The organism is Streptomyces sp. NPDC043427 (assembly GCF_056436655.1).
In genome coordinates, this window is the sequence record NZ_JBWKCC010000006.1 from 196,101 (window position 1) to 209,965 (window position 13,865).

Consider the following 13,865-nt stretch of genomic DNA (forward strand, 5'->3'; position numbering starts at 1 on the left):
TCCTGATTCCCGTGAGTTGAGGTCATTCCCGTGAGGTCCCGTCGCTCACATCTCGAACGACTCGTGATGGATACGCCGGGCGGGGACCCCCGCGCCGCGCAGTGCCTCGTAGACCGACTGGGCGAAACCGTTCGGCCCGCACATGAAGACGTCGTGGCTGTCGATGTCCGGGATCTTGCGGCGCAGGCTCTCCGCGGAGATGTCCGGCCGTTCCCCGTCCGGGCTGTTGACCGCGTACATGAGCCGTGCCCCGCGCTCGTCCGCGATCTTGGCGAGCTCGTCCCACAGCGCCAGGTCCTGGGTGCTGTTGGCCCGGTAGAGGAGGGTGATGTCGCCGGAGGCACCCGGCAGCGTCTCGAACAGCGCGCGCATCGGGGTGATGCCGACACCGCCGGCGACCAGCAGCACCTTGCCGCGGCTGCGCCGGGACGCGGTCATCGCCCCGTAGGGCCCCTCGGCCCAGACCCGGGTACCGGGCGTGAGCTCGCGCAGGGCGGCGCTGTGGTCGCCGATCGCCTTCACCGTGATCCGCAGCATGTCGGGGCGCGGCGCCGCCGACAGCGAGTACGGGTGGGAGCTGAACCGCATGCCCGGCGCGAGGAAGCGCCAGCGGAAGAAGTGCCCGGCCTCCGCACCCATCCGGTGCAGCTTGCGCCCGCTGATCAGCACCGACACGATGCCGGGCGTCTCCTCGATCACGGCCTCGACCCGCATGCGGTGACGCAGGTTCAGCCGCACCGGCGTGATGACGCGGTACCAGATCACCAGCGCCGTGACCGACCCGTACAGCGCGTACCAGACCGTCTTCGCGGTGGGCTCGACGGCGAAGTCGTTGCCGGTGGTGATCTGGTGCCAGAACGTCAGGAACACCGCGGCGTACGTCATCAGGTGGATGTGGTACCAGGTGTCGTACGGCAGCCGCTTGCGGACCCCGCCGACCGACACCAGGCCGATCAGCACCAGCAGACCGGTGCCGATGGCGGCCTTGCCCATGTCCGGCAGCTGGTTGATGGAGTCGATCGTCTGCTGGACGATGTCGCCGAGCGTCTTGCCGGCCTGCAGCGCGTAGCCCCACATGGTGAGGAAGATGTGCGCCAGCACCAGGCAGATCGTGTAGCGGCCGCTCATCGCGTGCCAGCGGGCGACCCGGTCGGAGCCGACCCGCCGCTCCAGTGCGGGCACCCGCGCCATCTGCAGCACGACCAGCGCCATCAGGTACCCGGCGAGCAGGCCGGTGATCCGCCCCGCGTTGATGATCTTCCCGGTCTGGTCCGCGATGGACGGCGTGTTGTTCCACCACAACCACAGCACGCCCGCGGCACCCGCCCACACAGCGAGCAGCAGCGGGACGGCGGGGGAGCGGCGCGGGCGGATGCGGCGCATCGTCTGTCGGCGGGCGGCACGTCCGCCTGCGAGCGTGGTGGTCACGGTTCCTCCGTGGGTGGACCCTTGGCCCACAAATACGCACCGAACCACGTGAGTGTTCAGAGTCCCGCTCAGTCCGGCGCGGACTCGAGTGACCGGCGGTAACCGTCCCTCACCCGGAGGAGGAACAGGCGGAGACCGGAACCATCGACTTCACCGTCTGATCGGGCAGCACGGCCCTCGAGTCGGCTTCGGTCCGCAGCACCACGCCGTCCGGGCCGGAGCCCAAGAACTCCCCGCAGCGTTCGCCGCTTGTCGTCACCACCCGCACAAGGTGGTCCGGTGAGGAACCGGTCGTCGTCCATACGACGGTGACCGCCGCAGCGACCAGAATCACCCCGGTCACGCAGCACACGGCGGCATGACGCAGCGACCTGGTGACCCGGACGATCTCCTGCCGCGTCCAGTCGCGCAGCGCCTGACCTGCCAGGAGAACCCGCTCACCGGGGCTGCCATGGGCGGCGCGGACGGCCAGGACCGAACCCAGCAGCAGGAGCACGAAGGCGAAACCGATCAGGACACCCACGGTGTGCCGAGCGGCGGGCGGGATCCGGGTGAGATCGTCACGCCCTTTGAGAGTCACGAGGACGGCGAGAAGCGCTGTGAGCCCGGTGAGCCCCGTGCGCCAGCCCTCGGCCTGGCGTCTCAGCTCCGGGAGCTGGGTGAACTCCAGCTCCCGGGCGAGCTGCGCCCAACGTCGGTCCGACTGGGCACTCATTCCGCGTCCTGGGTGCCCACAGCGGCCACTCGCCAGCTCGCTCCGCAGCCCACGAAGGGCGCGTCGGCGGGCAGTTGAGGGTGGGGGTGCCCGCACTCGCAGAAGTGCACCTCGCGCAGCAAGGCGTCCGCATCGCCCTGCGGGGCCGCCGGGGGCTCTCCCCTCAGCAGGGCGAAGAGCCCTTTGGTGCCGGTGCCGGGAAGGCCGTATCGGTACTCGGAAACGGTGCGGCCGTGGCAACGCGGACAGGTGCCCTCGATGTGGAGGCCCGCTCCGTCGTCGGCGGTCCGCCGGACGAAGACCCCCGCGGCCACGCCCACATACGTTTCCGCGTACGCCGTGCCGAAGTCGTGGTTCGCGGGCGGTGACTCAGGCATCGCCCTCGCCCCCGTTCTCGTCGAGGACCAGCCCGAACATCGTCGCGTACACACGCAGCCGGTCCGTGATCCATTCCTCGCTCTCGCCGGTGGCCTCGGCGGCGAGAGCGAGGTGCCGTGCGCTCACCCGGCCTTCGAGGGCGGGCAGCATGCCGTCGAAGGCCCGCGAGAGCAGGGCGAGATCCTGCCAGAGGGGGATGACGTCCGGAAGGGGAGGAAGCACGGTCGTGGCCCGGCACAGAGGCAGGTAGGGGGCGATGCGCTCGACGGTGCGGGGAAGGGGCTCGCCCAGCCGGCCGGCGATGCTCACCAGGTCGAGCGGGCCGTAGGGGGCGTCCTCGTCCGTCACGCGGTAGTCGGTGTCCAGTGCGACCAGGTCGTGAGGATCCGGCACACCGGTGCGCAGTGCCGCCAGGGCGGCCTCGGAGAGCTCAGGGACCGGCGCGCCGATCGCGCGCAGCGGCCGTAGGCGCTCGTAGGCGGTGGCGGGGTCGACGGCCGTGCGGAGGGCGTACCTGGCCAGGGCCACAGGAGTCAGCCGAGTCCACGCCGCGGTACCGAAGTCGCTGTAGCCGTCGGAGGGGTGGTGGATGAGAGCGCCGTACAGTTCGCTGGTGGGCCGGAAGTCGCGCAGAGAATCGGGAAGCGACGGTACGGAGAGCCCGTACCGTTCGCCGTGTCGCGCCGCCAGCTGCCACACTTCCCGCAGCGGTTCGTTGAGGCGCTCTGCTGCACCGAACAGCACGGCGGAGGTCAGTTCCGGAGCCGCATAGTCCTCCTCCTCCACGGAGGGTTCCTTGCCCGAGAGGATGTACCGGTCGCGCAGGGGGAGCGTCTCCCACTCGAGCACAAGCGCGACGTTGTCCGGCACGGCGACGCCCGCGGCCCGCAAGTCCGCGACGGCCGGCTCCAAATCGAAGTCCTTGCTCTCGAGCTCGGCCAGGGCCAATGACTCCAGGTCCACTCCCTGTTCGAGATGCCGGTCCAGCGTCCTGAGCTGTCGTACCAACTGGGCCGCGTCAAACGACGGCGTATGGCGCGCCGAAGGGGAGTCGTGTGCATACCGGTGCTCGTAGTGGAGGCCCAGTCTCTCCGCCACCACGGTGAGCTGTTGCTCGGCCTGCTTGAGGTCGGTTCCCAGAGTGTCGGCGTAGTCCACGGTGGCCGCCCAGTGGAGCGTCCGGCTGCCGTCCGGGCGCTCGGTGGTGAAGAGGTTCAGGACCTCGAAGATCTCATTGTCGAGCTCGGTCCACCGGGAAACGTCGTCGAGGGACGGAACGGTCCAGCCCAGCCACGAGAAGGCGGTGAGCTGGGCGAGTACCTCCTCCGTCGGTCGGCCGGTGTCCTCGCCGAGCTTCTCCACTTCCTCGGGATGGCTCGGCAACGTCCAGTTGACGCCCCGCGTACGCGTCGAACCGATGAAGAGGTTCTGCAGATCGTCCTCGGTGCACACGTGGTCCTCATGACGCGGAGGCACCTTCGGGAGCGGGTGCGGCAGAAGGGGAGCGAACCGATGCAGTCGCCGCACCAGGCTGCCCAAGGGCACGGCCAGCTCCGCCGATACCAGGATCAGGGCGCCCCAGTGGGGGGAGCCGGCACCCCCCTCCACTGTGCCCAACGCGCTGGCGCGTACCGACCTGGCGAGCCTTCCGTCGTCGGCGTCGGGAATCCAGTCCAGCCCGCCACCCCGGACAGGAACGGCCGCGAACGCGGTGTCCGTGATCCGAAGGCCCCTTCGCCGACGCAGGATGTGGGCCAACGACAATCCGTGTTCCGCCCCGTAGGAGACCACCTGGTCCCAGGAATTCAGATCTGCGATGGCGAGGTCGGCATCGCCTGGTGCCGGTACCGGATGCCCCACCAGATCCGAGGGTGCCGCCGTGCCTCTGTTCCGACGTGGCAGTCTCAGGACGGCGGTACGCCAGGGGAGGACGTCGCCGTGGACTCCCGCACTTCTGCTTCCGGCGATCTCGCGGTCCAGGTGGAACCAGCCCACGCGATCCAGTGAGGCGGGCCTTCTGTTCGGCCCCCGAAGGACGACGCCCTTCCCCCTCCACTCCTGATCCAGCACCCGGGCCAGCGAGTTGCTCTCCTTGTCGAGTCGCGCCAGCCAGTCGAGCGACAGCTTGGACCAGCCGGTGAGTTCCTTCGCTCCCTGGCGCCACAGCGACTCGACCCAGTCCGTGTCGAATTCCTGGAGTTCCTTGCGGCTCACGCTGAGTGTCCCCGCGTGTGGTCCCGTCAGGTTCACCACATAGCCGAAGGGCTTCTGATCTGTGACGATGCCGTCGCAGAGGACCGCGCCTTCCCCCAGCACCCACCAGAGCGTGCCCGGCACCGCGCTCAGCGACTCGTCCGGGTCGTGGTCCGGCAGGGGCTGCAACACGTACGGATCCCAGACGTGCTCCTGCCCCGATTCCTCGCGCGCTTCCAGAGTGAAGTCACTGACCCTGACCAGCTTCCGCAGCACAGGAACGCACGACAGGCCCCGGCCCACCGCGTTCTCGCGGAGATACAGCCTCACGCGTGTGCCGCCTTCGGCGAGGCCATCGTCCGATCCGTCGTGGCGCTGGATACGGAAGAGGCTTCCGCTGCTCGGGATCTCGACGCGCAGCGCGTGCTCCGCCGGGATGCCGTCCGGGCTGACCTGGCGTGTCACGATGGTCATCTCGTCGGCCAGCATGAAGTAGCTGAACACGCCGATTCCGAAACGGCTGTTCGGGTACAGCCGCAGCGCCGGGTCGTGCCGCAGCCACCGGGACTGCTCCTTGCGGAACGCCTTGGACCGTTCGAAGCGACTGCCGGCACGGGTGAAGGTCTGCTTGAGCTGCTCCGCGCTCATGCCCACGCCGTTGTCCCGGCACTCGACGTACCTGCCGCGTTCGTCCCGGCCCTGCGTGAAGACGATCCGACCGGACCAGTCGGCGGGCCGGGTGCCGGTGCCGCGCAGGTAGTCCCAGCGCATCGCGCGATAGCGGCACGCGTCCATGGCGTTCTGATACATCTCGCGAAGCGCCAGCTCGGGCTCGCCGCCGTAGAGCTGTTCGCCCATCAGCAGATCGCGCACCTCGGTCTGTGCGAGGTGGAAGTGAAGGAGCGGAACTTCGTAAGCGACCTGGCTGCCCACCCGCAGGGGGCGCAGGTCCCGGTCCGTGATGCGATGGGGTACGGCCGCCAGGAGGCAGGCCTCCGACTCGCGCATCTCGCCGGCCAGTTCCCAGGTACGGGCGGCCAGTTGGTCGGCCTCGTCGGCGATCTCCGTGAGCGCCGCGTGTACGGCCTGGTGCGGGCAGGGCGCGTCCAGGTGCAGGGCGTTGCCGTCCCGATGCCAGCTCAGCCCGCGCGCGATGGACACGATCTGCTGAGGCAGGACCGGGTCGGTGACGGCCAGGTGCTCGGCCACGACGTCCGGGAGGACGCGGACGTCGACGGCCAGCAGCGCGGCGAGCCGGAGCAGGGCGGTGAGAGGGCGGACTCGGAGCTGCTGGTGGCCGCCGGGCACGAGCACCTTGCGGGACGCCCAGGTGTGCGGCGCGTCGAACGGCTCCGCCACGCCGATGCCCGACGCTGCCACCCGGAGCAGTTCCGAGATCTCGTGAACCCGGCCGTCGGACGCCCCGAGCTTCGCCGCCAGTGCCTCGGCCGGCCCCGGCGACACCGACTCGTCATCGGTCTGGAAGCGGTCCTCGATCCAGCGGTGCACGAGCCACATCGTGATCGTGGCCGTGTCCCCGACGCGCTTACGGGACTGGCAGTCGGCCAGTTTGCGCGCGACGCGCCCGTACTGCTCGACGGTCTGTTCGTAGTGCCGGCGATGAGCGCTCGCGGGCGTGTGCCGGCCCAGGGCGTACGGGTCGATCTCCGCGGCCTGGCTGAGGCGCTCGGCCCAGGCCGTCTCGTGCAGGAACGGCGCGGCGACGAGCGTGACCACCTCGATGGCCGAGAGCGCTGCGTCGTCGGGCAGCAGCGAAGGCAAGCGGTCGCACAGCAGCCTGACCGGGAAGTCGTCGTCGACCCACTGGTCGGGATGGGGCAGGCGCTGCTGCGCGAGGTGGACCGTGCGGGCGCATTGTTCGACGAACCCGCGTAAGGCGTCCTGGAAGGCGGGGACGCTCGCCGCGCCGTCGGCGGTGACGTGTTGCCACAGCGGGGTGGACCGAGCGGCCTCCAGCCAGGCTTCGAGCAGAGGGCGGCCGCCGCAGATCTCCTTCTGCCGGGTCTCGGACTCGGCATGGGTGCCGTACCGGATCCGCGGGGTCTGGGCCAGACCGTGACGCCGGGCCGCTTCCCGGGTCCTGGCGCACGCGGTGGCGAACACGTCCTGGATCGTTCGCGCGGGCGTCAGCGGACCCAGCGCGTCCGCCAATCCCAGGGTGAAGAAGCTTCCCTCGCCCGTGTAGCCGCTGTGTTCCCCGGCGGAGCACCCGGTCAACACGGCGAAACCACCGCCTGAGGGACCGTTCTCGACACTGTTGCCGAACGCTTCGCCGGAGCTCGCGGTGTCCGTACGGCAGGCGTCGACGAGCCACAGCACGGTGCCCGCCGAACAGTCCTTCAGCAGGGGGCTGATGTTGGCCGGGAGCAGCGAATCCAGATACGGGTCACGCCAGTTCCCGTCGGCCGGTGGGACGGCGTCGGCCGGGACGAGGTAGTCGGTGTGGTCGATCCGCAGGCCGTGACCCGTGAAGTAGAGCAGCAGGGTGCCGTCCGCCGGGATGTCGCTGGCCACCTCGTAGATCTTCGACCTGAGCTGACTGCGACCGGGGTTGTGGAGGATGTCCACTTCGTAACCCGACGCGTGCAGTGCCGTGTTCATCAGCCTCAGGTCCGCCTCGACCGCCTCGTCGAGCCGTTCCAGCATGTCGCCGACCGCGGGAACCTGCCCGATTCCGATGAGCAGGGCCCTGCGCGCCTCGTCCATGTTCCCCGTTCCCCTCCCTCAGCAGGAGAACATGATGGCATTGCGTGCAGACAGTGGTGGCGGCCGACCAACAGCAAGGGGGCTGACCGACCTCAAGTGGGCTGCTCGACCAGCTGCTCGACCTCAAGTGGGCCGCTCGACCTCAGTAGCGGACGATCGCCGTCTCGCCACTCGTCGTGCCGATCGCGATGTGCGGCTTCGCGCCGGGGTCGGTCCACGCCACGATCCGTCGCATGGCGTCCACCGGGACGGACACACAACCAGCCGTTGCCCCATGTCCGTTGACATGCAGGAAGATGCCGGCCCCCCGCCCACGAACGGGCTTGTGGTAGTTGAAGCCGATGACGAGCGCGTGCGCGTACTGGGTGCGGTACGCGGCCAGGTGCTCGGATTCTCCGGCGCGGCAGTCGGCGGGGCGGGGCTCGGTCCAACGGTTGTAGGAGCGGGAGTCGTTGTCCTGGCACCACCAGGAATCCCGGTGCACGGGACGGTACGTGTGCACGGTGTCGCGGGGTGCGGCCTCGATGCCGAACGCGAACGGAAGGTCGTACAGGCCGGTCGGCGTCGTGTTGGTCCCCTGTTTGCGGGAGGCGCCCTCCACGAGCCCCCTCGTCCCGAAGCGGGCCTGCGCGGAACCGGTCTTCTCCCATCGTCCGTCCCGCAGGTCCCACCAGGTGACGGTGCCCGAGGTGGAACCGGTGTCGGGGGCGAGCGCGGTGATCAGCTGGGCGCCGCCGCCGGTGTCGGCCATGCGCGCGGGCAGCGGCACGGCCGCGTTCGGCGCGGACCCGAGCAGGGGGACGGACGCGAGGGCCAGCAGGACACCACGGCAGAGGCGCATGTGCCAGACGCTAGGGGACGAAGCCGGTGGGGGCAGCGCGGGAGGGTCCGTCGGGACGAATCCCGCGCTGCCCGCGTCTCACACGCCCACCGGGTTGAGCAGTTCGGCGTTCTCCTCGAACGCGTACAGCAGCAGGTCGGTCATCTCGAAGGTGCCGGCCTTGCGGCGGTCCTCGACCGGGCTGAGGAACGGCCGCCAGAACGGGTCCCGGACGATGGAGTACCGGCTGCCCTCGATGGCGCGGTGGAACACCTCGGCGACGATGCGCCCGCCCAGGCCGGTCAGCCGCTCCCCGGGGTTCAGCTCGGCCTCGCGGAGGATGTAGAACCACAGCGGGCAGTCGCGGACGAGCTTCCTGCGCAGTGCGTCGCCGAGCTGGGCGCCGCCGGGACGGTTGTCGAACGCGGAGGCGGGCAGCTCCTTGACGTTGACCCTCCTCTTCCTGAGGTGCTCGACCAGCTGCTGGCCGGAGGCCAGGCTCATCATGTTCGCCCGGGTGAGGTTGCGGAACGCCAGGTTCAGCTCGACGGCCGGGGGCGCGGGCTGTCCTCGCCCGCCGAAGGTGCCGAGCGGCAGGTCGGCGAGGGGGTTGACCAGCAGCGTGTCGATGCGCTTGGCGACGTTGAACTGCGCGTCGTCCACGGCGAGGTCGGCCCGGCCCGCCGCACCGAAGTCGAAGAGGCGCCGGAAGTCCGCGATCCAGTTGGTGGGCAGGCTCTCGAGCGTCCCGGCCTCGGGGTTTCCGAGGTCGTCGGGGCGCGGGGAGAAGTTTCCGCTGGTGCCGGTGAAGACGAACAGCCGTACCAGCGTTCCGCCGCCGTTGTCGAAGATCCGGTTCCAGTTGTAGGCGCCGCGCACCATGCTGTGGCCGAGCCGGTAGGCGGCCACGGAGAACTCGATCGGCATGGTCGGGAGGTCCTGCCGGTCGGGCTCGGGCTCGAAGATCCGACGGCCCTTGGTGAAGACCTCGTCGACGATGGCCCTGTCCACGATCCTGGGCAGGAAGTCATGGCGCACCACCCACTGGTAGTGCTTGACGACCGCTTCGCGCGCCGACTCGAACAGGACCGCGCTGGACACGCCCTTGCCCGCCAGCTCGGCCGCGAACCGGTTGTGGAACCGGATGAAGGCGCAGTGGATCTGGGCGACGGCGAGGTTCTCGTCGTTGCGCGGGTCCGGGATCAGCGGCCTGCGCCGCTCGGAGATCAGCGAGCCGACCCCCACCCGGGGCAGGTCGAAGCCGGTGAGGGCGCGGTTGGTGCGGTCGTCCCCCGGGACCGGGGCGGTCGTACCGGTCTTCAGCCGGATGCCGTCGTCCTGGTAGAACCGGCGGTCGAAGGGGTGGTCCGGGCCGAGGCCGTAGAGGCTGTCGAGGTCCAGCGCGGGTGAGCGGCCCTGGAGGAGCTGCCCGACGGTGATGTCGTCCTCCAGATGGGCGGCCGTCGCGTCCAGGGTCAGGTCGTGGTCCACGAACTGCCCCAGGTAGGTGAAGCCGGCCGGTACGGTCCGGTCCTTCGTGTTCGGCTGGGTCTGGGCGCGGTCGGTCATCGCCTCGGCGAGCGCCTGACGGGTGGCCCGGTCCAGCTGCTGGGACCCCTCGGCCTTGGGGCCCAGCCGGGAGAACCGGAACCTGCGCAGGGCGGCGACGTCGGAGAGCGGCATGGGCTCCGCCGGGCCGTCGTCCGGGGTGTCGGAGAGGGCGCCTTCGCCGACGACGAAGTACGAGCTGCGGACGTGGCGTTTGTTCTGTGGTTCGTGTGTGGGTCGGAACATGAATCCCCCATGTGGTACCGCTGGTTGGCCTCACCGTAGGTGACAACCGCGACGGAAGGGAGGATTCCATCAAATGTCTTAATGATCCCTTCTGGTTGTACAACTCCCAGAAGTAGGTAAATCGGTCATTCGGTTGGTGTGGGGGGGCAGGGGCAACGGCAGTCCCGGGAGCCCGTCCAGGCTGCTCGCGATGTGGTCCTTCTTGCTGAAGTACGCGCTCAGCGAGGCGTCGTCCTCGCGCGCGAAGCGTTTGCCGTGCAGATCGCGGTCCGCGTCGTACGTCATGAAGGGCACCGCGTACCCACAGCTGTCCCGGACGAGTTCGGCCCGCACCACGATGATCGCGCGCAGGCCGTGCTGGGTCGTGTCGATGCCCGGGAAGTGGGCGAGGAGCTCCGTGAAGCGCGGGTCGTCCCGGAAGACCGGCTCCCCGCGGCCGTGCACCCGTACGATGTTCGGTGGCCCCTGGAACGCGCACCACATCAGGGTGATGCGCCCGTTCTCGCGAAGGTGCGCGACCGTCTCGGCGGTGGACCCGGCGAAGTCCAGGTAGGCCACGGTGTGCTCGTCGAGCACCGCGAAGGAGCCCTTGAGGCCCTTGGGGGAGAGGTTGACCGTGCCGTCGCCGGCGAGGGGGGCGGTCGCGGTGAAGAAGAGGGGCTGCTGCTCGATGAACGTACGCAGGCGTCCGTCTATGCGCTCATAGGTCTTTCCCATGTCTGACGATTATTGACGAAGCCGCTCACTTGTCTGATGAATTGCGAGGACGCCTGCGTGGCCGCTCCGGTCGGTGTTCCTCCCGGGGCGGCCACGGCATCCGTCACGTCACTTGTTGAGCGTGCAGGTGGCGAGGGCGTTCAGGCCCTGCGGCTTGGTCCCCTGGCGACCGATGGAGATGGCGATGCGGTCGATCGTGGAGTTCCGCTTGTCCGCCAGCGGGCCGAGGATGGCGTTCTGGACGAAGTTGGCGCCGCCCTGGCCCACGGTGTCGACCAGGCGCTTGTTGGCCTCGGCGAGCTGGGTGTCGAGCAGGGCGAGGTTGCGGTCGACCTCGGCCTTCGCCTTGGCGGGGACGGCGGGCAGCTGCGAGGCCACGTCCGGGCAGGAGATGGTGCCGGCGGCACCGGCGTTGCCCGCGTTCCCGGCGTTGCCGTTGTTCTCCGCGTTGCCGTTGTTTCCGGCATTGCCCGCGTTGCCGTTGTTTCCGGCGTTGCCGTTGTTTCCGGCATTGCCCGCGTTGCCATTGTTCCCGGCATTGCCCGCGTTGCCGTTGTTCTCCGCGTTGCCGCCCGCCTGCTGGCCCGCCGCGCCGTCCGCGTTGAGCGTGCACGGCGCGAACGCCTCCAGGCCCTCGGGCTTGGCGGCCGCGCGGCCGATGGCGGTCTCGATGCGGTTCAGGGCGGCGACGCGCTTGTCCTCCAGGGGGCCGAGGATGGCGTTCTGGACGAAGTTGGCGCCGCCCTGGCCCACGGTGTCGACCAGGCGCTTGTTGGCCTCGGCGATCTGCGTGTTGAGCAGCTCGAGGTTGCGGTCGACCTCGGCCTGCGCGGAAGCGGGGATGGCGGGCAGCTGCGAGCTCACGTCCGGGCAGGAGATAGTGCCGGGGCCGGCGGCGAGAGTCCTGGCGTTGGTGCTGTTGCTGTTGCTGTTGGACGTCTCCCCGGCGAGGGCGGAGTTCACGACCACCGCACCGGACAGGGCCAGAGCGGCGGCGCCGCCGATGATCGCCACGCGACGCTTGTTGTACTTCGGAAGAGCCCTGGACATGCGGATGCCTCACTTGGGTCAGGAGTGGGTTTACAAACGCGGCGCCAGCGTTCGGTGGTGAGTACGAGTAAGCGGTTGCCGTTGTTCAAGGCATCTTCAAATCTCTTCCGAATTGACGAGTCATGCAGTGCTCTGCATAATCATGCATAGCGAGGCCACCCACACCTTCTCTAGGAGCGACCCACGTGAGCAGCAACAGCGGTGACGTCCGACTCTGGGGCGGCCGTTTCGCCGACGGTCCCGCCGAGGCGCTGGCGAAGCTGTCCGCGTCCGTCCACTTCGACTGGCGGCTGGCGCCCTACGACATCGCGGGCTCCCGCGCCCACGCGCGCGTGCTGCACAAGGCGGGCCTGCTCACGGACGACGAGCTGACGAGCATGCTCGCGGGTCTTGACCGGCTCGAGGCGGACGTGGCGGACGGCTCCTTCACCGGCACCATCGCCGACGAGGACGTCCACACCGCCCTTGAGCGGGGCCTCCTGGAGCGCCTCGGCCCCGACCTCGGCGGCAAGCTGCGCGCCGGACGGTCGAGGAACGACCAGGTCGCCACCCTCTTCCGGATGTACCTCCGCGACCACGCCCGCATCATCGGCGGCCTGATCGCCGACCTCCAGGACGCCCTGATCGGCCTCGCGGAGGCCCACCCGGACGTGGCGATGCCCGGCCGTACCCACCTTCAGCACGCCCAGCCGGTCCTCTTCGCCCATCACGTCCTCGCGCACGTCCAGTCCCTGTCCCGGGACGCCGAGCGGCTGCGTCAGTGGGACGAGCGCACGGCGGTCTCCCCGTACGGCTCGGGAGCCCTCGCGGGCAGCAGCCTCGGCCTGGACCCGGAGGCGGTGGCCAAGGACCTCGGCTTCGAGCACGGCAGCACCGGCAACTCGATCGACGGCACGGCGTCCCGTGACTTCGTCGCCGAGTTCGCCTTCATCACCGCGATGATCGGCGTCAACCTCTCCCGGATCGCCGAGGAGGTCATCATCTGGAACACGAAAGAGTTCTCCTTCGTGACCCTGCACGACGCGTTCTCCACCGGCTCGTCGATCATGCCGCAGAAGAAGAACCCGGACATCGCGGAACTGGCGCGCGGCAAGAGCGGCCGCCTGATCGGCAACCTGACCGGCCTGATGGCCACCCTCAAGGCCCTGCCCCTGGCCTACAACCGCGACCTCCAGGAGGACAAGGAGCCGGTCTTCGACTCCTGCGACCAGCTGGAGGTCCTGCTCCCCGCCTTCACCGGCATGATGGCGACCCTCACCGTCAACCGCGAGCGCATGGAAGAGCTGGCCCCCGCCGGCTTCTCCCTCGCCACCGACATCGCCGAGTGGCTGGTCAAGCAGGGCGTGCCCTTCCGTGTCGCGCACGAGGTCGCGGGCGAGTGCGTGAAGGTCGCCGAGGCCGAGGGCAAGGAGCTCGACGAGCTCACCGACGAGCAGTTCGCGAAGATCTCCGCCCACCTGACCCCCGAGGTGCGCTCCGTCCTCAACGTCGCCGGCGCCCTCGCCTCCCGCAACGGCCGTGGCGGCACGGCCCCCAGCGCGGTCGCCGTCCAGCTCGCCGAGGTCAAGACGGACGTGGCGGCGCAGCACGCCTGGGCCACTGCGAAGAGCGCGACGTAGGGCATACGCGCGGGTGTGGTTCACGCGATGACACGCGCGCATCGCTGGTGGGGCTCACGCGGTGACACGCGCGCATGGGGTCCCGGTGGTTCCACGCGCGCGTGCCGTGCCGGGGGCTCGACGCCCCGCGCGGGGTTCACGCGGCGACACGCGCGCGTGGGGAACTCGCGGGGCTCCACGCGCGCGAGCGGGCGGTTCACGTGATTCCCTCGCGGCGTGGACTCGCAGGGCTCCGCGTGGGCGCCTGCCGTGCAGGTGGCTCCGCGCCTGCGCGAGGGTTGGCGTGACGCCAGGTGCGCGAGGGTTGGCGTGACGCCAGGTGCGCGAGGGAATCACGGGGCGCCACGCGCGCGTGCGTGTGGTTGATGTGATGCCACGCGCGCGCCGTTCACATGACTTCACGCGCGCCGCTCTCATGGCTCCA

General features: G+C 69.7%; 9 protein-coding genes. 1 reads left to right on the forward strand and 8 read right to left on the reverse strand.

Going from position 1 to position 13,865, the window contains the following annotated elements:
• Positions 1–45 precede the first annotated feature (45 nt).
• The 8 genes from AC067M_RS14055 to AC067M_RS14090 all read right to left on the reverse strand — a co-directional run bounded on the left by AC067M_RS14055 (position 46) and on the right by AC067M_RS14090 (position 11,822).
• The gene (locus AC067M_RS14055) at positions 46–1,428 is read right to left on the reverse strand and encodes a ferredoxin reductase family protein (protein WP_478697259.1); all 1,383 of its coding nucleotides are present in this window, start codon (positions 1,426–1,428) and stop codon (positions 46–48) included.
• A 109-nt stretch (positions 1,429–1,537) separates the two neighbouring features.
• The gene (locus AC067M_RS14060; RefSeq protein WP_478697260.1) at positions 1,538–2,143 is read right to left on the reverse strand and encodes a hypothetical protein; all 606 of its coding nucleotides are present in this window, start codon (positions 2,141–2,143) and stop codon (positions 1,538–1,540) included.
• Positions 2,140–2,520, reverse strand: a complete 381-nt coding sequence (locus tag AC067M_RS14065) for a hypothetical protein (RefSeq protein WP_478697261.1) — start codon at positions 2,518–2,520, stop codon at positions 2,140–2,142. The genes AC067M_RS14060 and AC067M_RS14065 overlap by 4 nt, the downstream gene beginning before the upstream one ends.
• Positions 2,513–7,441: an HD domain-containing protein gene (locus tag AC067M_RS14070; RefSeq protein WP_478697262.1), complete on the reverse strand. Its 4,929-nt coding sequence runs from the start codon at positions 7,439–7,441 to the stop codon at positions 2,513–2,515. The genes AC067M_RS14065 and AC067M_RS14070 overlap by 8 nt, the downstream gene beginning before the upstream one ends.
• 142 nt (positions 7,442–7,583) lie before the next feature.
• Positions 7,584–8,282, reverse strand: coding sequence for a L,D-transpeptidase family protein (locus AC067M_RS14075; RefSeq protein ID WP_478697263.1), 699 nt, complete (start codon positions 8,280–8,282; stop codon positions 7,584–7,586).
• 78 nt (positions 8,283–8,360) lie between these two features.
• On the reverse strand, positions 8,361–10,055 hold the full coding sequence (locus AC067M_RS14080; protein WP_478697264.1) for a peroxidase family protein: 1,695 nt from the start codon (positions 10,053–10,055) through the stop codon (positions 8,361–8,363).
• Between the two features lie 78 nt (positions 10,056–10,133).
• Positions 10,134–10,772, reverse strand: coding sequence for a pyridoxamine 5'-phosphate oxidase family protein (locus tag AC067M_RS14085; RefSeq protein WP_478697265.1), 639 nt, complete (start codon positions 10,770–10,772; stop codon positions 10,134–10,136).
• Positions 10,773–10,880: 108 nt separating this feature from the next.
• Positions 10,881–11,822, reverse strand: coding sequence for a hypothetical protein (locus tag AC067M_RS14090; RefSeq protein ID WP_478697266.1), 942 nt, complete (start codon positions 11,820–11,822; stop codon positions 10,881–10,883).
• A gap of 185 nt (positions 11,823–12,007) precedes the next feature.
• Between AC067M_RS14090 and argH the strand changes: the two genes are divergently transcribed.
• Positions 12,008–13,441: an argininosuccinate lyase gene (gene argH, locus AC067M_RS14095; protein WP_478697267.1), complete on the forward strand. Its 1,434-nt coding sequence runs from the start codon at positions 12,008–12,010 to the stop codon at positions 13,439–13,441.
• Positions 13,442–13,865 lie beyond the last annotated feature (424 nt).